General features: G+C 54.7%; 20 protein-coding genes. All 20 read left to right on the top strand.

Features of this window, described 5'->3' with window-relative positions; translation table 11 throughout:
- Positions 1-118 precede the first annotated feature (118 nt).
- Positions 119-2197, top strand: coding sequence for a PDC sensor domain-containing protein (locus FCL42_RS05450; protein ID WP_136862383.1), 2079 nt, complete (start codon positions 119-121; stop codon positions 2195-2197).
- A 402-nt stretch (positions 2198-2599) separates the two neighbouring features.
- On the top strand, positions 2600-2950 hold the full coding sequence (gene eutS, locus FCL42_RS05445; RefSeq protein ID WP_136862382.1) for an ethanolamine utilization microcompartment protein EutS: 351 nt from the start codon (positions 2600-2602) through the stop codon (positions 2948-2950).
- A 1-nt stretch (position 2951) separates the two neighbouring features.
- Entirely contained in the window at positions 2952-3419 is a 468-nt protein-coding gene (locus FCL42_RS05440) for a EutP/PduV family microcompartment system protein (RefSeq protein WP_136862381.1), read from the top strand.
- Positions 3420-3455: 36 nt separating this feature from the next.
- Positions 3456-4124 carry an ethanolamine utilization acetate kinase EutQ gene (eutQ, locus tag FCL42_RS05435; protein WP_136862380.1) on the top strand — a complete coding sequence of 223 codons (669 nt, stop codon included), beginning with the start codon at positions 3456-3458 and terminating at the stop codon, positions 4122-4124.
- 2 nt (positions 4125-4126) lie between these two features.
- Complete coding sequence (eutT, locus tag FCL42_RS05430) at positions 4127-4975, top strand: ethanolamine utilization cob(I)yrinic acid a,c-diamide adenosyltransferase EutT (RefSeq protein ID WP_136862379.1); 849 nt, start codon at positions 4127-4129, stop codon at positions 4973-4975.
- Positions 4962-5939, top strand: a complete 978-nt coding sequence (gene pta / locus FCL42_RS05425; RefSeq protein ID WP_136862378.1) for a phosphate acetyltransferase — start codon at positions 4962-4964, stop codon at positions 5937-5939. Before eutT ends, pta begins: the two co-directional genes overlap by 14 nt.
- A 17-nt stretch (positions 5940-5956) precedes the next feature.
- The gene (gene eutM, locus FCL42_RS05420; RefSeq protein WP_136862377.1) at positions 5957-6274 is read left to right on the top strand and encodes an ethanolamine utilization microcompartment protein EutM; all 318 of its coding nucleotides are present in this window, start codon (positions 5957-5959) and stop codon (positions 6272-6274) included.
- A 21-nt stretch (positions 6275-6295) separates the two neighbouring features.
- The gene (gene eutM / locus FCL42_RS05415) at positions 6296-6574 is read left to right on the top strand and encodes an ethanolamine utilization microcompartment protein EutM (protein ID WP_136862376.1); all 279 of its coding nucleotides are present in this window, start codon (positions 6296-6298) and stop codon (positions 6572-6574) included.
- Positions 6575-6626: 52 nt separating this feature from the next.
- Positions 6627-6920, top strand: a complete 294-nt coding sequence (locus FCL42_RS05410; RefSeq protein ID WP_136862375.1) for a EutN/CcmL family microcompartment protein — start codon at positions 6627-6629, stop codon at positions 6918-6920.
- A gap of 41 nt (positions 6921-6961) precedes the next feature.
- On the top strand, positions 6962-8371 hold the full coding sequence (locus FCL42_RS05405; protein ID WP_136862374.1) for an aldehyde dehydrogenase family protein: 1410 nt from the start codon (positions 6962-6964) through the stop codon (positions 8369-8371).
- Complete coding sequence (gene eutJ, locus FCL42_RS05400) at positions 8371-9210, top strand: ethanolamine utilization protein EutJ (protein WP_136862373.1); 840 nt, start codon at positions 8371-8373, stop codon at positions 9208-9210. The genes FCL42_RS05405 and eutJ overlap by 1 nt, the downstream gene beginning before the upstream one ends.
- Entirely contained in the window at positions 9207-10436 is a 1230-nt protein-coding gene (locus tag FCL42_RS05395; RefSeq protein ID WP_136862372.1) for an iron-containing alcohol dehydrogenase, read from the top strand. Before eutJ ends, FCL42_RS05395 begins: the two co-directional genes overlap by 4 nt.
- A gap of 1 nt (position 10437) precedes the next feature.
- Complete coding sequence (locus tag FCL42_RS05390; protein WP_136862371.1) at positions 10438-11862, top strand: ethanolamine ammonia-lyase reactivating factor EutA; 1425 nt, start codon at positions 10438-10440, stop codon at positions 11860-11862.
- Positions 11863-11875: 13 nt separating this feature from the next.
- The gene (locus FCL42_RS05385) at positions 11876-13240 is read left to right on the top strand and encodes an ethanolamine ammonia-lyase subunit EutB (RefSeq protein WP_136862370.1); all 1365 of its coding nucleotides are present in this window, start codon (positions 11876-11878) and stop codon (positions 13238-13240) included.
- A gap of 10 nt (positions 13241-13250) precedes the next feature.
- Complete coding sequence (gene eutC, locus FCL42_RS05380; RefSeq protein ID WP_136862369.1) at positions 13251-14150, top strand: ethanolamine ammonia-lyase subunit EutC; 900 nt, start codon at positions 13251-13253, stop codon at positions 14148-14150.
- A gap of 12 nt (positions 14151-14162) precedes the next feature.
- Positions 14163-14819 (top strand): ethanolamine utilization microcompartment protein EutL, encoded by a 657-nt coding sequence (gene eutL / locus FCL42_RS05375; protein WP_136862368.1) that lies wholly within the window; start codon positions 14163-14165, stop codon positions 14817-14819.
- Positions 14820-14830: 11 nt separating this feature from the next.
- Positions 14831-16201, top strand: a complete 1371-nt coding sequence (locus tag FCL42_RS05370; RefSeq protein WP_136862367.1) for a 4Fe-4S dicluster domain-containing protein — start codon at positions 14831-14833, stop codon at positions 16199-16201.
- 12 nt (positions 16202-16213) lie between these two features.
- Positions 16214-16762 (top strand): BMC domain-containing protein, encoded by a 549-nt coding sequence (locus FCL42_RS05365; protein WP_136862366.1) that lies wholly within the window; start codon positions 16214-16216, stop codon positions 16760-16762.
- A 94-nt stretch (positions 16763-16856) separates the two neighbouring features.
- Positions 16857-18284, top strand: coding sequence for an ethanolamine permease (gene eat, locus FCL42_RS05360; protein WP_136862365.1), 1428 nt, complete (start codon positions 16857-16859; stop codon positions 18282-18284).
- Positions 18285-18424: 140 nt separating this feature from the next.
- On the top strand, positions 18425-19105 hold the full coding sequence (locus FCL42_RS05355) for a TorF family putative porin (RefSeq protein WP_136862364.1): 681 nt from the start codon (positions 18425-18427) through the stop codon (positions 19103-19105).
- Positions 19106-19138 lie beyond the last annotated feature (33 nt).

Genomic DNA, 19138 nt, shown 5'->3' with positions numbered 1-19138 from the left:
CGAGTTTCTCCCTATTGATTGGTGGTTATCTCTGAAATCATGATTGTTGATGGGGCGGGATGTGGTCGAACCGCAGCGCCAGTGCTAGCGTGATGGCGTCGCAGGGAGGGAGACAAGGATGTCAAAAGTCAGTGAAGTGGTGCGCATACTCTGTATTGGCGTTGGGATTGCCGGGTTAGTGTGGGCTGGAGTATTGGTGACCCACTTGGTGCATCTGTTTGCGGAGAATCAGCGCCAGATAGAGCAGCAGTTGCTCGAAAAGACCGACAGCACTGCCGATGAGATCGGGGATAAGCTGGAGTTGGTGATGCAGCAGGTGCACCAATTTCGCGATCGTTTGGCTCAGGTTGAGGACCGGCGTCAGGTGCCAAAACTGCTGAGTCAGTATTATCAGCAAACGCCGCAGTTGGCTTCCCTCAATGTTACTTACGTGCCTTATGAGTTTGATGGCAAGCAGCGCTATTTCTCCCGCTATTTCGAGCGACTGTCTGGTATAGAGCGGGATTTTAACATTACCGATTACGATACCGGTGGCGCCGAGTTTAGCTGGTACTCTCGGGCGTTGGCTGAAGGTCCGATGTGGACGGAACCCTATTTTGAACCCCTCAATAATGTGGTGATCACCACCTACTCGGTTCCCTTTTATGGCACCAAAGATGCCGTGAGTGAGCGACCTATTGCGGTGATACCTAGCGATATCTCTCTGGAGCACCTCAATACCGACCTGAAAAAGATGCAGGTGGAGACCACTGGCTACGGCATGCTGTTCTCCAAGGAGGGGCGACTCATCTCCCATCCGATCTTTGATCTGGTTCGAAAAGGCCAGACTCGAGGCAGCTTACTGCACAATCCCGATTTTGCTTTCTTGGCATCCCTGTCTGCCTGCTTTGCGCCGGAGAGTGGCACCCGTTTTTTTCGCTTGGATGGCCTAAAAGGGGGGGCTCAAGGTTACGCCGCCTGTGAAAAGGTGGCTCACGCCGATTGGACCTTGGTGACGGTATTCTCCGGTGAGTCTTTGGTGCTGGACGTTAATGATGTGCGTCGCCAAGTGCTGCTGACGTTGACGGTGGCACTGGCGTCGTTGTTGATGTTGATTGCAGGGGTGACTCGCTCCTATCGTTTGGTGAGCATTCGTTGGCAGTTTTCCGCACTGGCTTCTTTGCTGTTGGCGCTGGGTATCGCTGGTGTGTGGTGGCTGGCGATGGACTTTTATTCCAATGAGGTTGAAGGGTCGGTACCGGTGTCGAACATCAGTGAGCGTGAAGCGTTCATCGATACCTATCATTTTCAGTCTGAGGCGATGCGTCTGGACGAACCTGTGTTTATTCCTACGGGCATCATGGTGCAGTCGATGGAGTTTAAGTCGGCGAATAATGTCTATTTGACCGGCTACGTATGGCAGAAACTCAGTGGTGATCAACAAGGGGGCGTATTGATGCCGGAAGCGGTGAGCGCGTCGATTACCGAGGCCTATGAGGGGCTTGCTACTGATGGCCGCCGGGTCAAGGGCTGGTATTTTGAAGCCCAGCTGCGCCAACCATTTGATTACAGCAAGTACCCTTTCGATGACAAAAATGTTTGGATTCGCCTGTGGCCGACGAAATTTTATTCCAATACGGTGCTGGTACCGGATCTGGAGTCCTACGATCAGCTCACCCCGAGCTTTAACCCTGGAGTGGACAGTGAGCTTATGCTCAACGAGTGGAAGCTGCTTGCCGGTGAGTTTCGATATCTGGACCATAGTTACAAGAGCAATTTTGGCTTGGCTGGGTATCAAGGGCAGGGGGAGTTTCCTGAGCTGTTCTACAACATCCGTATTGAGCGCTACTTCCTAAGCCCCTTTGTGACCACATTACTGCCGGTGATTGTCATCGTCAGCTTGCTGTTTGCTGCGGTGGTCAATATGTCGGAGTCTTCCATGGAGGAGTTTCGTAACCACTGTACCGCGCTGATCTTTACCATATTGCTGGCTCACTACAGCATTCGAGAGCGTCTGGCTTTAGCCGAGGTGGTCTATTTCGAGTACTTCTATTTTCTGCTCTATGTGGTTATTTCACTACTGTTGGTGGTCTCTCACTTCTACTATCGGGGCAGCAGCGCCATGGTCAATTACGGTGGCAATAAGATCACCGTCATGTGGTACTGGCCTACGCTCTGTGCCGTGGTGTACGTGATGACCTTAGTGACCTATTGGTAACCAGTGCCGACTTCAATTGGGCTTGAAGTCGGCAACTTTTGTTGGGTTTTTTATTTGAATCTAATTTCGATATGAAATTCATTAAATCCAACTGAAAGAAAATTCACTAAATATCATTCAAATTGGAATTTATAATTTATACAATTACGGTACGGTAATTGACTTTCATTCACTGTATACTTTTCAAGTAATTACTAACTTTGTAAATATTAGTTTAATTTAGTTCTGACAGCTTTCTGCTAATAATTTGTCTTGTTTTTTCGCTAAATGTAGATGGTTTGGTGAATGTCATTACTAGTGAATGTAATTAAATCAGAACATAATTATTCGTGATGAGCTTCAAAGAATCGTCAATTTTGAGCTGCTACTGTTTTTCAAAATCGTCTTCACTAAGAAGTAACAATGCTTCCTGATAACAGCAATATTGAGCGAATTATCCAAGAGTTTGTTCCTGGTAAACAGGTCACCCTTGCCCACCTTATTGCTAACCCAACGGATGAGCTTTGCGAGCGTGTTGGTGTGGAGGCTGACGGTGCCATGGGGATATTGACTTTGACCCCAGGGGAGACCGCCATTATCGCCGGTGACATTGCCACCAAGGCGGCGTCAGTACACATCGGTTTTCTGGATCGCTTTACTGGAGCATTGGTGATTACCGGTTCGGTATCCGCGGTGGAAGAGGCGCTAAATGCGGTACTCCACGTGCTTAGCAACACTCTAGGCTACAGCGCCTGTAGCCTGACAAAGACCTAGCATGAGTCTTCAAACTGAATTGAAAAACGTCGCCTTTGTGGGCGAAGTGGATGCGGGAAAATCGGCGCTGATCGACAAACTCGTTGAGCAGAGCGTGCATATTGGCAAGACCCAGTCACCCAATATTTATCGCGGCCGAGTTATCGACACTCCAGGGGAGTTCATTGATAACCGTGCTTGGAATAATGCCCTGCTGTCGACCATCAGCATGGTGAAAACGGTTGTGTGTTTGCAGCCTGCGAATGCGAAGCGATTTTCTCCGGTACCCGGATTATTAAACGTCTATGCCAACAAGAACATTGTGGGCGTAATAAGTAAAACTGATGTCGACGATGCAGATATCGAATTGGCAAAATCACTGATGCGAGAAGCTAATATTCCCGAGCCCTATTGGGAAGTTTCCATTTTTGATTCTGATTCATTATCCGCATTATTAACACACCTTTTATCACTGCAAGCCCCCAAATAATTTTTGGTGGTAAATATAGTTCAAAGGACTGTGGTAATGAAAAAATTGATCTCTTCCGCAGATATTAGGCAAGCTAAATCAAATCAGCAAACCTATATTCTGGCGCCCGCAAACGAGTGCATTATCACCCCTGAAGCCCGTGATTTAGCGGAAGCCGAAGGGGTTGAGATCAGAGATGCCGCCCCGCCTCAGGCACCAGCCGAATACAAACCGGCGACTGACCCCAAAGCCACCATTCAGCAAGCGGTGGAATCCCACCTAGGTGAGGTGGATGCCAACACCAGTGAACAGATCAAAACCCTCATCGCCAAGGCCTTGGCCGATTTCAATTTTGCCGCTCCCGATTCCCCTAGACAGATCAACGACGATGGCATTTTGCTGGTTCGTGGCAATGCGGTCACCCTAGGGGAGTTTGATGGCGCTCCGGGCAAGCAGATCGGTCTTACCGATGTGGTGGGCGTTGAAGATGGCAGCAACATGGGCGTGGGCTACATGGGGTGGGAAAACGCCTTTTTCCCTTGGACCCTGTGCTATGACGAAGTCAATGTTGTGCTGGAAGGGGAGCTGCACGTGAAAACGGCGGCAGGCACCACCATCGCCAACCCTGGCGATGTGATCTTTATTCCCAAGGGCAGTTCGGTGGAGTTTGGTACCCCAACTCGGGTGCGTTACGTCTACATCACCTACCCAGCTGATTGGGCGTAGTTATGAAACCGCTAACAGAGCCACTCTTCATCACTGAGGATTATCTGAAAGCGCACTTTGGACTGCGATACGGTGGCGAGATCATCTTGCCGCCGGGAACCCGTTTCACGCCATCGGCGCGGCAGCTGCTGCAGGAACGCAGCATCGGCATTCGCTGGCAAGATCCCAAAGGGCAGCATTTTGTCTCCCAAGGGGATGAACTGACCGATGCCGGCCATCTGAAGCAGGTGCATGCCCTGAAAAGCGACAATCAGCGACCTCAGAATCTTTGTCAATTGTGTGAGTCGGAAGTTGCTGAAAAGCCAGCCCTATTGACTCACTTAGACGACAGTCATCTGGTGCCAAAAACTCACCCTCGCATCGCTTTAAGAGGCAAGCTCGACAGCTGCATCAGCTATTGCGTCCTGGTGCAGTGTGCCATGGAGGCCCAGCCGGACAAACTGCGTAGTTTTATGGCCGACATCCGTTCCTATCTTGGTGATGTGCTTCAGGCTGAGGTGCTAAACCGACCGTTGCCACTGCCGGGATTAGGGGAGTTCGACGCCCAAACCCTGCATCGCTGGTCCCACAATCCCATGAAACATCTAGGCCATGACCATATGTTGCCCGATGCAAAATACGGCTTGGTGGTAGGGCAACTTAACTACCTTCGTGGCCTGATTCGTGAGCTTGAACTTCAGGCAACCTCAGTGTTTCTCGATGACACGCTTAAGTTGTCGCCCCTAGGCGAAGATATCGTCGCCGGACTCAACCGTCTCTCCAGCGCCGTATACGTGGTGATGCAACTGGTGTGGCAGTGCCAAATTGGCAATCAATCTTTACTAGAGGAGCTTAGCCGTGGAGCTTCTTGAACAGTGCCGCGCCAACTGCAAGCGCAATCCGAAGCGCATTGTGTATCCCGACTGCAGTGACGTGCGTCTGCTGCACGCCGCCAACGATCTGAAAATGCAGGGGCTGGCGGAGCCAATCTTACTGGGTAGCCCATTTGAGCTTAGAGACCGCGCCCACAATAGCGGCATTGCGGTGCCCAGCCTAACGGTGCTGGCACCTCAGTCCTCTGGGTGTTTTGAGGAGATGGTGGATCTTTACGTAGCTAAGCAGCGTAAGCCACTCGCTCGAGAGCAAGCGGTTGAGCGCCTGTCTCAGCCTCTGAATTTCGCCATGATGATGGTGGATCAAGGCTACGCCGACATCTGCATTGCCGGCAACCTATCGACCACAGGCGATGTGATTCGCGCTGCCATCCGCGCCATTGGTGTGGCGCCAGATTCCAGCACCGTTTCCAGCTTCTTTTTGATGCTGTCTCCCGATGGCCAGCAGACTTTTGCCTTCGCTGATGCTGGCGTGGTGCCCATGCCCACCGAATCCCAGTTGGCAGACATCGCCATCGATACCGCTGCCAACTTCCACAAGGCGACTGGCATCACCCCGCGAGTGGCGATGTTGTCGTTTTCGACCAAGGGCAGCGCCGCTCACGCGGAAGTGACCAAGGTGCAAGCGGCTACCCAATTGGTGCGGGAGCGAGCGCCGGATCTCATCGTTGATGGTGAAGTGCAGTTTGATGCGGCATTAGTGCCTGCCGTCGCTGCTAAGAAGATGCCCGGCAGCCCTCTGGCTGAGGGTGCCAATGTGTTTATTTTCCCCTCGCTGAATGCGGGCAACATCGCCTACAAGGTGGCCCAGCGTTTGGGAGGATTCATTGCCTTAGGCCCAATGCTTCAAGGGCTTAATGGTGCCGTTCACGATCTTTCTCGAGGTTGCAGCGCAGATGACATTGTCGACATCTCGGTGCTGGCCTCAAACCTCTGTAACTAGTGTCGCAAGGAAACATTATGGAAGCGTTAGGAATTATTGAAACCAAAGGCTTAACCACCTTAATCGAAGCCTCTGATGCCATGGTCAAAGCTGCCCGTGTGCAACTGGTTGGCTACAAGCAAATTGGTGCTGGTCTGGTGACCGCAATGGTACGTGGTGACGTGGCCGCTTGTAAGGCTGCTACCGATGCCGGTGCTGCCGCTGCCCAGCGTTTGGGTGAAGTGGTGGCCGTGCACGTTATTCCTCGTCCTCATGGGGACCTGGACGCCATCTTCCCTATCACCGCTGCGGAAGAAGAGACCAAAGCCCCAGCTAAGAGCCGTGCGACCAAGTAGTCGCCGAGTAAGGAGAACATTATGGATGCATTAGGCATTTTAGAAACCAAGGGGTTAACGGCTTTGATTGAAGCCTCTGACGCCATGGTCAAAGCCGCTCGTGTTGAGCTGGTTGGGTACCAGCAGATCGGTTCCGGTCTGGTGACGGTTCTGGTTCGTGGCGACGTTGCGTCTTGTAAAGCGGCCACCGATGCCGGTGCCGTTGTGGCCCAGCGTCTGGGTGAGTTGGTGGCGGTTCACGTTATCCCTCGTCCTCATAACGACCTTGAGAAGATTTTCCCTATCACGCCAACGCCGTGATGCCTGGTTTCACAGTCCCAAACAACGCTAACCAACAGGGTGGGGAGAACGGATGAGAATTGCTCGAGTCACTGGCCACGTGGTGGCCACCGTGCGCAGCCCTCAGATGCGCATGGATAAGTTGTGTTTGGTGGAGATGGTGGATCAGAACGGCAAAGCCGGTTCTGACGTTCACATCGCCATGGACCAACTGGGCGCCGGCGTCGGTGAATGGGTGATGGTGGTGTCTGGAAGTTCAGCCCGCCGCGCCTATGGCGACGCCGCCGATCTCTCTCCGGTCGACCTCTGTGTCGTTGGCATTATCGATGAAGTGACCGCCAATGGAGAGCGCTGCTACACCAAGTAACGCGCCTCGAGGTTTAGGTCATCAGTAGTAAGGATTGGATTATGGATCAGCATCAAGTTGAAGAGATTGTACGCCGAGTGGTGATGCAACTTGGCAATGGTTCAACCGCCCTAGCACCGAGTGTTAGCGGCGGTAATGATGGGGTGTTTGACACCTTAGACGATGCGGTTGCTGCCGCATTCGCCGCTCAAAAACAGATTCGTTCTATCGCCGTGCGCGACAACATCATCCTAGCCATTCGCCGTCTGGCGAAGAAGCACGCTCAGGAGTTGTCTGAGATGGCGGTGGAAGAGACCGGCTTTGGCCGAGTCGAAGACAAAATTAAGAAACACCTGTTGGTGGCTCACCGCACACCGGGCACTGAAATTTTGGTGCCACAAGCGGTCTCTGGTGATCAGGGCATGAGCCTGATGGAAAATGCCCCTTGGGGGGTTATCGCGTCGGTGACTCCGAGCACTAACCCATCATGCACCGTGATCAATAACGCCATCAGCATGATTGCCGCGGGGAACGCGGTGGTATTTGCACCACATCCGGGCGCGAAAAAGGTGTCTCAGTACACCATTCAACTTATCAATCGCGCGGCTCAGTGTGCCGGAGGTCCAGCCAACCTTTGTACCACCGTGGCCACCCCGTCCCTAGAAAACGCGCAAAAGCTGTTTACCTACCCAGGCATTCGCCTGCTGGTGGTGACCGGTGGTGATGCCGTTGTGGACGCGGCCAAGAAAGTGACTGACAAACGTTTGATTGCCGCAGGCCCGGGTAACCCTCCAGTGGTTGTGGATGAAACCGCAGACATCGAACGCGCCGCCATCTCCATCGTTCAAGGGGCCTCTTTCGATAACAACATCGTTTGTGCCACCGAGAAAGAGATCATCGTTGTCGACAGCGTTGCCGATCAACTTCAGCAAGCCATGGCCCGTAATGGGGCTCACCTGCTGACGTTGGAGCAGGCCAATGCCATCGCCAAAGTGGTACTCAAAGGCTACCCAGACGGCACGCCATCTGCGAATCCGAAGTGGGTGGGACGTGATGCCGCCAAACTGGCGGAGGCTGCAGGCATTAGCGTGCCAGAGCAGACTCGCCTGCTGATTTTCGAAGCCAGCAAAGATCACGCCTTCTCCGTTGCCGAACAGATGATGCCGATTTTGCCGGTGATTCGTGCTCGCGATGCACAGCAAGCCATCGACTGGGCCGTGGAGCTGGAGAGTGGCAACCGTCATACCGCCGCCATTCACTCGAAGAACATCGATGTGCTCACTGAGATGGCTTATCGAATGGACTGCAGCCTGCTGGCGAAAAATGGCCCAGCCATTGCGGCCATCGGTGCTGGAGGCGAAGGCTGGACCACCATGACCATCTCTACCCCAACTGGGGAAGGGGTAACTAATGCGCTGACCTTTACCCGTAAGCGCCGTTGTACCGCTGTGGATTCATTCAGGATCGTTTGATGAAGACTCAAGATGCGATAAGCCTAACCAACGAGCGCCTGCTGGCCATTGATGCCATTGTCAACGACGACAGTGCCATCGACGTCAGCGGCCCGCTCTACCTGGGGGTTGACCTAGGTACCGCCGACATCCAAACCTTAGTGTTAGACCAGTCCGGAGCGCCGGTTGCGGCCTTCCTAGATTGGGCTGATGTGGTTCGAGATGGGGTGGTGGTCGACTATGTGGGGGCCTGTCGCATCGTGCGCGAGCAGCTTGCCAAGGCCGAAGCTCGCCTTGGGCAGCTGCCAACGCACGCGGTGACCTCCTATCCTCCGGGCACCGATCCGCAGATCTCCATCAATGTGGTGGAATCCGCAGGCATCGAGGTGTCCAAGGTGATTGATGAGCCCTCCAGTGTGGCGATGTTGCTGAAAATGGAACATGGCGCCGTGGTGGACGTCGGTGGTGGCACCACCGGAACCGCCATCATTGAGGCGGGCAAGGTCATTCGCTCCTTGGATGAGCCCAGTGGCGGCCGTCATGTCAGCCTGACCATCGCTGGTGGTTTGGGCATTGAGGTGGCCGAAGCGGAGCTGAAAAAGCGTCAAGGGGATGACCCTATGATTGCGCCATTGGCTAAGCCAGTGCTGGAGAAGATGGCGGACATCGTCGCCGAGCACATTCAGGGGCATCAGCCAAAGGCACTGTACCTGACGGGCGGCGGCACCCTAGTAGCTGGATTTACTCAGGTGTTCCGCAAGCAATTTCCCGAACTTGAGGTGGTGGCCTTCTCCAAAGCGCTTTACCTCACCCCATTGGCCATCGCCAGCTATGGCCTGCAGCAACCGGGGGATCTATGACTCAGACCCATTCTGCCGCCGATATCGCCACAGTGGTGCAGCAAACACTGCAAAACTTCCGGCCAAATCGTGGTTTTACCTTCCGCTCGCCCGCCATCACCGTGACCGGCGAGTACTGTGTCAGCCAGTTAGGCGACGCCCTGTTGGAGCTTGGCGCCAGTCACGTTCTGATGGTGGTGGATCGCCAAGTGTGGCAGATGGGGCTGTTGGAAGGCTGCGAGTCAGCCATCCGTTTGGCAGGGTTGCAACTGACCCTGTTTACTGAGGTTGAAGGCGAGCCGGACAGCGAACTGATGACCAAAGGCATTGAGGTGCTCACTCAAAGTGGCGCCGATTTTGTCCTTGGTATCGGTGGCGGTTCGGCGCTGGATACCGCCAAAGCGATCGCGGTGGTCGGTGACTACCACGGTCCGCTAACGGAATTTGAAGTGGGTGGTTTAGCCTCTCGCAAAGTGGGGCTGGGTGCGATTCCAACCACCGCGGGTACCGGCTCAGAAGCCACCGACATTACGGTGATCAATGATGTGCGCCATAACATCAAGGTGCCGATTAAGGGCCCAGCCTTGGTACCAGATCTGGCGCTGCTGGATCCGATGTTGATGTTGGGGGTTCCCGCCAGCATCACCGCCGCCACCGGCCTTGATGCATTAACTCACGCCATTGAATCCTACGTTTCCAAACAATCTAACCTGTTGTCTCAAGCCTACGCCTACCACGCCATGGAGACTGTTATGGCGGCTCTGCCCATCGCCGTGGGGTGTGGCGACAACATTGAGCGCCGTTTTGAACTGGCAGTGGCGGCCTACAAAGCCGGATTGGCGTTCAGTAATTCTGGTTTGGGGCTGACCCATGCTATCGCCCATCAGTTGGGCGCCAAGTACCACATTCCTCATGGGGTGGCCAACGCCATTTTGCTGCCCTATGTGATGAGCTTTAACGCCCTGTGCTGCGAACAGGAGTTTGCCGAAGTGGCCAAAGCTCTGGGCGTCAGTCGCGATTCCATGACCCCTCGCCAGCGGTGTCAGGCCGCCATCGACGCGGTACGGCAACTGGCGGCGGATCTGGGGTTACCCAGCTCGCTGCGAGAGTTTGGGGTGTTGGAAGCGGACTTTGATGCCCTTGCCACTGACGCCATGGCCGACATCTGCCTAGTGGGCAACCCCAGACAGGTGACTCACGGTCAGGTGATGCAGTTGATGCGTCAAGCGCTGGAAGGAGAGGGATAATATGGAGCGCAAACTGATACACAGCGTGGGTATCGACATCGGTACCACCACCACTCAGGTGATTTTCTCCACGCTGACGGTGGTCAACCGAGCCCCAGCGTCCCAAGTTCCCGTGTATGAGTTTGTCGACCGCGCCATCAGCTATCAAAGCCCGGTGGCATTCACCCCCATCAACCGAGAAGGGCAAATTGATGCCACCGCCCTGCGTGGTTACATCGATGAGCAGTTCTCTCTAGCCGGCCACCACAGTGAAGGGGTGGAAACCGGCGCCATCATCATCACAGGAGAAACCGCCAAGGCGGCCAATGCCCGAGATGCGGTGATGGATCTGTCTCAGCAACTTGGGGATTTCGTCGTGGCCACCGCAGGCCCAAACTTAGAGTCGGTGATCGCCGGCCGAGGCAGCGGTGCCCAGGAATACTCCGAGCAGCAGCATAAGCGGGTTATGAACATCGATGTGGGCGGCGGCACGTCCAACTACGTGGTGTTCGATTGCGGTCAGGTGGTGGACACCGCCTGTCTAAATGTTGGTGGACGGCTTATCGAAACCGCCGCTGGCAAAGTTAATTTCATCCACAAACCCGCCATCGCGGTGATCAAGGATCTGTTTGGTGAGGCGCTGCTGCCCACGCAGTTAACCGACGATCACCTACGCCGAGTGGTGGCCCGCATGGCCGAGTTGGTAATGGAAGTGGCCATGGGCAACTGCAGCCGTTTGGCGGCTTACCTACTGCAAACGCCAGAGCTGACTCAGGTGGACAACATCGATGCGCTGTTTATCAGCGGCGGCGTGGGCGAGTGCTTCTATGAGCTGAAGCATCGCGATTTGGAGATGAGCCAGTTTGGCGACATCGGCCCACTGCTGGCGCGGGCGCTACTGCGCCACCCAAGCCTTGAGCGCTATCAGGTTCGTCCACCATCGCAAACGCTCAGAGCCACGGTGATCGGTGCCGGCGCTTATTCACTGACGTTATCTGGCTCCACCATCTGGCTTGGCAGCGATGAGCTGCCCCTGAAAAACATCCCAGTGGTGCACCCCGCCATCGATTGGCAACAGAGCGAGCCTGAGGTATGCGCCGCCACGGTGATCGCCGCCGAGCGCATGGACCTGTCACTGGCTCAGGATCATTACGCCATCTCATTCGACGCTCAGATGCCGGTGAACTATCGCACCGTACTGCATCTGGCCAGCGAGTTGGCTCAGTTTTATCAGAATCATGGCAATCAGCAGCGCAGTGCGCTGGTGATTCTACACAACGACATAGGTAAAGCCCTCGGCATGGAGCTGCAGCCGCTGCTGCACCAGCCTCTGTGCGTCATCGATGAGGTGGCGACTCAGGAGGGGGATTACCTCGACATTGGTAACAGTTATTTCGGTGGTGAGATTGTGCCGTTAACGGTTAAGTCTCTCGCGTTCCCGTCTTAAAAGGAATTGAACTATGAAGTTAAAAACCCAGCTGTTTGGTCAGTCCTATCAATTTGGGGACATCAAAGAGGTTTTGGCAAAAGCCTCGGATCTGCGTTCCGGTGATGTGTTGGCGGGCGTTGCCGCTCAGTCTGCACAGGAGCGGGTGGCGGCCAAACACGTGCTGTCTGAGTTAACCCTCAACGATTTGCGAGAAAATCCGGTGGTCTCCTACGAGAGCGACCAGATCACTCGCATCAACCAAGACAGCCTAAATCGGCCGATGTTTGAGCGCATCAAGAACTGGACCGTCAGTGAATTGCGCGAATACGTACTCAGTGATGCTCACAGCCATGAAGACTTTGAACGTCTGCGCAAGGGCCTCACTGCAGAGATGGTGTCTGGTGTCGCTAAGTTGTGTTCTAACGCCGATCTGATGTTGGGTGCCAAGAAACAGCCAGTGGTTACCAAAGCCAACTGTACTGTGGGCCTGCCTGGTCACTTCAGCTGCCGTCTGCAGCCGAACGATACCCGTGACAACGTCAGCTCCATTTTGGCACAAACCTACGAAGGGCTGAGCTACGGCTGCGGCGATGCGGTCATCGGGGTGAACCCAGTGACCGACAGTGTCGAGAACACCACGCAAGTGCTCAACGCCCTGCAAGAGGTGATCGACAAGTTCCAAATTCCAACTCAACCCTGTGTGCTGTCTCACATCACCACCCAGATGGAAGCGGTTCGTAAGGGCGCGCCATCGGGACTGCTGTTCCAGAGTATTGCCGGTTCTGAGAAAGGGCTGACCGAGTTCGGTATCACCGTTGAGACCTTGGATGAGGCCTACGAAGTGGGTAAGCAGTACAGCAATCTTGCCGGTGGCAACATGATGTACTTCGAAACCGGCCAAGGAGCAGAGCTGTCTGCCGATGCGCACTTCGGTGCAGATCAGATGACCATGGAGGCGCGCTGTTATGCACTGGCACGTCGCTATAAGCCTCATCTGGTGAACACCGTGGTGGGCTTCATCGGTCCTGAATACCTCTACAACCATCAGCAGATCATCCGTGCGGGTCTGGAAGATCACTTCATGGGCAAACTCACCGGTCTGCCGATGGGATGCGATGCCTGTTACACCAACCACGCCGACACCGACCAGAACTCCAACGAAAACCTATTGATTTTGCTGGCTTCTGCTGGGGTTAACTTCGTCATCGGCATGGGGATGGGCGACGACATCATGCTCAACTACCAGACCACCTCTTTCCACGACACCGTGACCGCACGCCAACTGTTGGGACTGCGTCCAGCGCCAGAATTTGAGGCGTGGATGGAGACCATGGGGCTGATGGAAAACGGCCGTCTTACTGCCAAAGCTGGCGATCCTTCAATCTTCTTCAAGTAAGGACAAGATGATGAACGAGCAGAAAATCCAAGACATTGTTGCCACGGTTTTGGCCCAGCTTGGTGAAGATTCCGTACCGGTAAAACCGGTCAAAACCATCGATGCTGGCGGCGCTGCGCCTGCATCAGCACCTCAGTCTGTGGTGGCTGGTGAGCTGCCTGATCTGGGCAGTGATGAATTTAAATCCTGGATGGGCGTGGAAAGCGCTCTGGATGAGAGCGTGGTTCGCGATCTCATCACTCAAACCGATGCCCGTGTTGGCAAGGGCCGCTGTGGCGCTCGCCCTCGTACAACCGCGCTGCTGCGCTTTTTGGCCGACCACTCCCGCTCTAAGGATACCGTGCTGAAAAACGTCGAGTCTTCTTGGCTTCAGGAGCGTGGCTTGATGGAGGTGCAAAGCTGCGCCCACGACAAAGATGAGTACCTGACTCGCCCGGATTTGGGCCGCATTCTCAATGCGGACGCCGAGGCGATGATCAAGGAAAAGTGCAAAGCCTCACCTCAGGTTCAGGTGGTGCTTTCCGATGGCCTAAGCCTGGATGCGGTGACCTGCAACCACGGCGAAATCTTGCCTGCACTGATGAAAGGGCTGGAAAACGCCGGCCTGAATGTCGGCACGCCATTCTTCCTGCGCTATGGCCGAGTCAAAGCTCAGGATCAGATCGGCATGCTGCTTAACGCTGAAGTCAACATCCTGTTGATTGGTGAGCGCCCGGGGCTGGGTCAGTCTGAATCCTTAAGCTGTTACGCCGTCTATCGCCCCACCGCGGAGACCGTGGAGTCCGATCGCACCGTGATCTCCAACATCCATGCTGGCGGCACTCCTCCTGTGGAAGCGGCAGCGGTGATCGTGGATCTGGTGAAAACCATGCTGGATCAGAAGTGCAGCGGCATCAACCTGAAGCGTTAACGGGATTCGATTATGGCCATCAAAGATAAGATTCAACCTGCGGTACTGGCGACACGAGTGATCGCGTCCGTAGATGAAGCCTACAAGCAGCAACTGGGGCTTAAGCCTCACCATAACAGCATCGGCTTGATTACCGCCGACTGCGATGACGTCACCTACTGCGCGCTGGATGAGGCCACTAAGGCCGCCAGTGTTGAGGTGGTGTACGCCAAGTCTTTCTATGCTGGCGCGGCCCATGCGTCTGGCCCAACGTCCGGTGAGATCATCGGCATCATTGCGGGCAGTTGCCCCGCCGATGTGATTGCGGGTCTGGAGCGGATGAAGGCCTTTGTTGCCGATGAGGCCGCTTTTCAAGCTGCCGACGAAGCCGGTGAGCTGGCGTACTTTGCCCATTTAGTTTCCTCCACTGGCAGCTATTTGTCAGAGGAAGCTGGGGTAGAGCAGGGCACCGCTCTGGCCTATCTGATTGCCCCGCCATTGGAGGCGATGTACGCCCTTGATGCGGCGCTAAAAGCCGCCGACGTGGAGCTGAAAAATCTGTTTGCGCCACCGTCGGAAACCAACTTTGCTGGCGGTCACTTGGCCGGTTCGCAAGCGGCTTGCAAAGCTGCTTGTGATGCGTTCGAAGCGGCGGTGATTGAGATCGCCGCTAACCCCATTTCTCACTAATCGGAGTGATCATGGATCCGTTATTACAACAGGTTCAGCGCGCTGGGGTGATTGGGGCCGGCGGTGCCGGTTTCCCAACTTACGTCAAGCTGGACTGTCAGGTGGAATGGGTACTGGCCAACGGCGCCGAGTGCGAACCTCTGCTTTATAAAGATCAGGCTTTGATGCAGCTGTGGGCCAAAGAGCTCTACGGCGGCATGCTGCTGGCGATGAAACAGGTTGGCGCTCGTCGAGGCGTGGTGGGGGTTAAGCGTAAGAACGCCGACACCGTGGCGGTGTTGGAGTCGCTCAAGCCTGGCGAAATTGACCTGCTATTGATGGAAGATGTCTATCCAGCTGGGGATGAGGTGGAGCTGGTGTATGAAGCCACCGGCCTGCGTATCCCCGCGGGTGGTCTGCCTAAAGAGATTGGGGTGTTGGTGAACAACATCGAATCCTTCATCAACGTATTTCGTGCCGCTCAAGGTCAACCTGTGGTGGAGACCATGGTGACGGTGCATGGCGAGGTCAATCGTCCTTACACCACTTGGCTTCCCGTTGGCATGAGCTATCGAGAAGCATTGGCTTTGGCGGGCGGGGTCACCTGCGATGAGTTCGTCATCGTCCAGGGGGGACCGATGATGGGCTCGGTAACCGAGGATCTGGATACCGCCATCACTAAGGTCGACAGCGGCCTGTTGGTGCTTCGCAAGGACTCCCGCATTGCCAAGATTAAGCAGCGTTCACCTGAGGATGTGCGCCGCATAGGTAAAGCCGCCTGCGATCAGTGCAGCCTTTGCTCCTCCATGTGTCCAAGACGCCTTCTTGGCTACCCGATTCAGCCTCATTTGGCGATGCGCTCTCTACAGGTGTCGCTGAACGACAACACCTCGTTTGCCCTCGCGGCTCAGGCCTGCAGCGGTTGCAACCTATGCACCATGTGGAGCTGCCCTGAAGGATTGGACCCAAGTCGAGTGTGTGGCCTGACCAAAGACGTACTGCGTGAAAACGATCTATGGCAAAGCCCTGCGCAGCTGCAGGCACAAGCGGTGGATGTGCATCCGCTGCGCAGCTATCGCGGCGTGCCCATTAAGCGTTTGACTCAGCGTTTGGAACTGACTCAGTACGCCAAAACCAAAGCCAAATTCGTGGCTTTCGAAGCGCTACTGCAGGAGAACCAGCAACAAGACCAGCAACCCAAAGTAGGGCTGGAAAAGGTCTGTATTCCACTGTCTCAGCATATTGGCGCGCCGGCTCAAGCCATCGTCAAAGTGGGTGAACGTGTGACCCGCGGACAGATGATTGGTGAGCCTAAGCCAGAGGCACTCAGTGTGGCGGTTCACGCCAGTATGGATGGCACTGTCACCGAAGTGGGTGACGTCATCGTGATCAGTAAAAAGTAGGGCGAAGTACGCATGTTAAACGCAATTGGTTGTATCGAATTGAACTCCATCGCAAAGGGCTATCTGGTGGCGGACGCCATGCTGAAAGCGGCCCATGTGGAGATCTTGTTTAACCGCACCATCTGCCCTGGAAAATTCATGGTGATGGTTGCCGGTGACGTGGCGGCGGTGAATGCCGCCGTTGAGGCGGGATTGATGATGGGCGGCGGTGATGTCGTGGACGATCTGCTGATCCCCAATGTGCACCCGGATGTGTTCCCCGCGATCTCCGGCACTCGTCTCATTGAGGAGACTGGGGCTTTGGGCATCGTGGAAACCTTCTCGGTAGCGGCCATTGTGGAGGTGGCTGACGCCGCGGTGAAGGCGGCAGACATTCAGCTGATGGAGGTGCACATCGCCATGGCCATCGGCGGAAAAGGATACGTGACTATGACCGGTGACGTGGCGGCGGTAACCGCTGCGGTTGAAGCGGGCGTCAATCAGGTCAAGCACAAAGGTTTATTAGTTGAAAAGGTGGTTATTCCTCAGCCTCGTAAGGAGGTGTTAGAGGGCAAGGTGTAAACGCGCAATTTTATTTTTAAGGGCACAAAACTAAGTAATCCAAGGTTTTTTTAAGTGTGGATTGCTTAGAAATAACCAAAATATGAGGTGATGTATGGCCGAGCAAGTAGGCAGTTCCGAATTCGGAACTCAAGAATATAAACAGCAGCGGCAGCTCAAAAAGGGCGTTGCAGGTTGGTTTTTGCTGGCAACGCTGGGGGTCTCTTATGTGATCTCCGGTGATTACGCAGGATGGAACTTTGGTATTGGTACCGCGGGCTGGGGGGGGATGCTGATTGGCACCATCGCCATGGGCCTGATGTACTTTACTCTGGTATTAACTTTGGCTGAGTTGGGTGCTGCTATCCCATCAGCAGGGGCTGGTTACAGCTTTGCTCGCTACGCGATGGGACCGACAGCAGGCTTTGCAACCGGGCTGGCGGTGTTGATTGAATATGCCTTGGCACCCGCGGCCATTGTGATATTCATTGGCGGTTATGTGGAAGCACTTACGGGCATTAATGGGCCCATAGTGTATGCTACCTTCTATGCGGTGTTTATCGGCATCCACTTGATTGGTGCCGGTGAAGCATTGCGCATTATGCTAGTGATTACCGCACTGGCCGTGATTGCGATCTTCGCAACCGGTGTTGGTTTGCTGCCTCACTTCGATGCCAGCAGATTGTTTGACATCGCCGCGAACCCAGAAGTTGCCGGTGCAACCACCTTCCTGCCTCAGGGCTGGACCGGTGTATGGGCGGCGCTGCCATTTGCCATGTGGTTGTTCTTGGCTGTAGAGGGCGTGCCTCTAGCAGCGGAAGAAGCCAAAGATCCGAAGAAAGACATTCCTCGCGGCATCATCGGTGCCATGTTGTTCCTGCTATTCTCTGCGGCCATGGTACTGTTCCTGGTTCCTGGTGCGGTGGGTGCGGCAGCTGCAGGCGAATACGCGGCGCCACTGGTTGATGCCCTGCGCGCGGTGTATGGTCAAGACTCCATGTTGGCTAACTTCGTGAACGTGGTGGGTCTGTTTGGTCTAATCGCCTCTTTCTTCTCCATCATTTACGGTTACAGCCGTTTGGTATTTGCGCTGTCTCGTGCCGGTTACCTGCCTGACTTCCTGTCTCTAACTGGCGAACGTAAAGTGCCAACTTGGTCGTTGGTGATTCCAGGTATCATCGGTTTCATCGCATCACTCAGTGGTGAAGGCGACATGATGATCATGATGGCGGTATTCGGTGCCACCATCTCTTACGCGCTGCAGGCTTACAGTGCCATTCAGCTGCGTAAGCATCGTCCTGACATGCCTCGTCCATACAAAACTCCAGGTGGCAACCTGACAGCATGGACCACCATCGTTCTGGCGGTTATCGCGTTGACAGCCTGTTTTGTCTACGACTCCACCGCGGCCATCGCGGCATTGATTCTGTATGCAATTGGTATGGCGTACTTCTTCGTGTTCAAGAAGGCGGAAGTCTCTAAGCACAGCGCTGAAGAGGAATTTGCCATCATCGAGCAGGCAGAAGCCGAGCTGGACGATTAATTGATTACCGGGCGACCTGTTGCGGGTCGCCCATCAATTTGGGCAGGGAGAGACCCGTCCGAGATTGAGTGACGGCTCTCTTTTCAAGTAGTGCGTAGGGGCAGCGTATTTGGCCCTACGGGTTCACAAGGATGAAAATGATGAAAACCAAGTTAATTCACTCACTGTTTGCGGTATCCACGTTACTGATCAGCGGCACCGCCATGGCTGCGCTGGACGCCAACGTTGGTTTAACCAGTAACTATCTGTTCCGCGGTCTGACCCAGACCGATGATGGCGTTGCCCTTCAGGGAGGCATCGACTACAGCCACGACTCTGGTATCTATGTGGGTACCTGGGCGTCCAATGTCGATTTCGGCGATGACACCAGTTACGAGATCGATTTTTATGGTGGTTACGCCGGTGCCGCGGGCGAACTGAGCTACGACCTAGGTTATGTGTACTACGCCTATCCTGATGCCGGTGCCAACGGCGAGTCTGCGGACATCGACTTTGGTGAAGCTTATCTGCACTTAGGTTGGAAATACGTTGGCGTGAGTATCATCTACGCGACCAACACCGATGATGGCGCCGAAGCTTACGACAGTGCTCTGTATTATGAGGGCAACTTCAACTACCCAATCAGCGACAGCTTGAGCGTTGGCATTGCTGTGGGTCAGCAAGACTTTGATAAAGACAATGCTGAGGACTATCTCAACTACAACCTGTCTTTGACTAAGACCACGGAGTTGGGTGACATCACCTTTATGGTCAGCGATACCGACTTGGATAATGACGATCCTAAAGTGATTATCGGTTGGGGTTACGCGTTTAGTTTATAAGCGACTGAAACCAGAAAGCGGTGGCCAAGGCCA

The sequence above is a fragment of the Ferrimonas aestuarii genome, assembly GCF_005116665.1.
Classification (GTDB): domain Bacteria; phylum Pseudomonadota; class Gammaproteobacteria; order Enterobacterales; family Shewanellaceae; genus Ferrimonas; species Ferrimonas aestuarii.
Note: the sequence above shows the minus strand (reverse complement) of the source record. Positions and strands in the feature narration are given on the sequence as shown.

Excerpts from the sequence above, each read along its gene's own strand:
- FCL42_RS05450 (WP_136862383.1), top strand. The coding sequence starts at position 119 with ATGTCAAAAGTCAGTGAAGTGGTGCGCATACTCTGTATTGGCGTTGGG.
- eutS (WP_136862382.1), top strand. The coding sequence starts at position 2,600 with ATGCTTCCTGATAACAGCAATATTGAGCGAATTATCCAAGAGTTTGTT.
- FCL42_RS05440 (WP_136862381.1), top strand. The coding sequence starts at position 2,952 with ATGAGTCTTCAAACTGAATTGAAAAACGTCGCCTTTGTGGGCGAAGTG.
- eutQ (WP_136862380.1), top strand. The coding sequence starts at position 3,456 with ATGAAAAAATTGATCTCTTCCGCAGATATTAGGCAAGCTAAATCAAAT.
- eutT (WP_136862379.1), top strand. The coding sequence starts at position 4,127 with ATGAAACCGCTAACAGAGCCACTCTTCATCACTGAGGATTATCTGAAA.
- eutM (WP_136862377.1), top strand. The coding sequence starts at position 5,957 with ATGGAAGCGTTAGGAATTATTGAAACCAAAGGCTTAACCACCTTAATC.
- eutM (WP_136862376.1), top strand. The coding sequence starts at position 6,296 with ATGGATGCATTAGGCATTTTAGAAACCAAGGGGTTAACGGCTTTGATT.
- FCL42_RS05410 (WP_136862375.1), top strand. The coding sequence starts at position 6,627 with ATGAGAATTGCTCGAGTCACTGGCCACGTGGTGGCCACCGTGCGCAGC.
- FCL42_RS05405 (WP_136862374.1), top strand. The coding sequence starts at position 6,962 with ATGGATCAGCATCAAGTTGAAGAGATTGTACGCCGAGTGGTGATGCAA.
- eutJ (WP_136862373.1), top strand. The coding sequence starts at position 8,371 with ATGAAGACTCAAGATGCGATAAGCCTAACCAACGAGCGCCTGCTGGCC.
- FCL42_RS05395 (WP_136862372.1), top strand. The coding sequence starts at position 9,207 with ATGACTCAGACCCATTCTGCCGCCGATATCGCCACAGTGGTGCAGCAA.
- FCL42_RS05390 (WP_136862371.1), top strand. The coding sequence starts at position 10,438 with ATGGAGCGCAAACTGATACACAGCGTGGGTATCGACATCGGTACCACC.
- FCL42_RS05385 (WP_136862370.1), top strand. The coding sequence starts at position 11,876 with ATGAAGTTAAAAACCCAGCTGTTTGGTCAGTCCTATCAATTTGGGGAC.
- eutC (WP_136862369.1), top strand. The coding sequence starts at position 13,251 with ATGAACGAGCAGAAAATCCAAGACATTGTTGCCACGGTTTTGGCCCAG.
- eutL (WP_136862368.1), top strand. The coding sequence starts at position 14,163 with ATGGCCATCAAAGATAAGATTCAACCTGCGGTACTGGCGACACGAGTG.
- FCL42_RS05370 (WP_136862367.1), top strand. The coding sequence starts at position 14,831 with ATGGATCCGTTATTACAACAGGTTCAGCGCGCTGGGGTGATTGGGGCC.
- FCL42_RS05365 (WP_136862366.1), top strand. The coding sequence starts at position 16,214 with ATGTTAAACGCAATTGGTTGTATCGAATTGAACTCCATCGCAAAGGGC.
- eat (WP_136862365.1), top strand. The coding sequence starts at position 16,857 with ATGGCCGAGCAAGTAGGCAGTTCCGAATTCGGAACTCAAGAATATAAA.
- FCL42_RS05355 (WP_136862364.1), top strand. The coding sequence starts at position 18,425 with ATGAAAACCAAGTTAATTCACTCACTGTTTGCGGTATCCACGTTACTG.